The 757-nt window shown below is 44.8% G+C and carries 1 protein-coding gene and 1 pseudogene; both read right to left on the reverse strand.

Annotated elements, in window-relative coordinates; all coding sequences use genetic code 11:
- Positions 1-415, reverse strand: a pseudogene (locus tag ACWHAR_RS26425) (metallophosphoesterase); the annotation flags it as partial.
- A gap of 97 nt (positions 416-512) precedes the next feature.
- Positions 513-757, reverse strand: a 245-nt coding sequence (locus ACWHAR_RS26430; protein ID WP_452088342.1) for a phage holin family protein, incomplete at its 5' end; no start/stop codon positions are given.

Here is a 757-nt window from a genome sequence, read left to right on the forward strand (position 1 = left end):
GCTTTTGTGTATCTGTACGCATGCCTTTCAGGGCGACAGTATACACATCCGTCTTCACAGAGGAGTCGCCGACTTGAGCTTCAATGTAGTACTGGACTTTGCCGGATGCTATGGATTCGCTTTCCAATTTGGCAATATAGGCGTTCTGTCTGCCCGGCTCAACTTCCATCGGAATCGCCCGATACGGCAATTCGTCATGCTGCTTGTAATATAAAATGACCGTGTCGGCGGCCGCCTGCGCGGAAAAATATATGTCATCTCCTTTTTGAACTTGTTCAACAGGAGTATGCCTGATAACCGGTGAACCAGGCTGAATATGCTCTTCACCCGATGCGGACGAAATCGGGATCTGCAAGGCAAAAAGTAAAACTGCGGCCAACAATAAAAGGGTTTGGCGATTTCTGTACTTTTTCATCGTCTACCTCCCTTTCGTATTTTGCCTTTACAGATCATTTTTATGAAAGAGACATCCGGGCAAAAAAAAGAAGCCTGATGATTCATCAGACTTCAACTTATTTTCTGGACATCGGTTCGATAATTGCTTTTTGAATGAGCAAGTGAAAAACCGACAGGACGATCGACGCAAAAATGGCTGTCCCAAAGCCGTCCAGGTCAAAACTGTCCCCCATAATGGACGCGGTCATATAAAGAGTGATCGCATTGATGATAAACAAAAATAAACCTAGCGTAATTACTGTGACGGGCAGCGTCAAAATCACCAGCACGGGCTTCACAAACATATTTAAGATGGATAAAA

The organism is Bacillus sp. LR--39, from assembly GCF_053613335.1.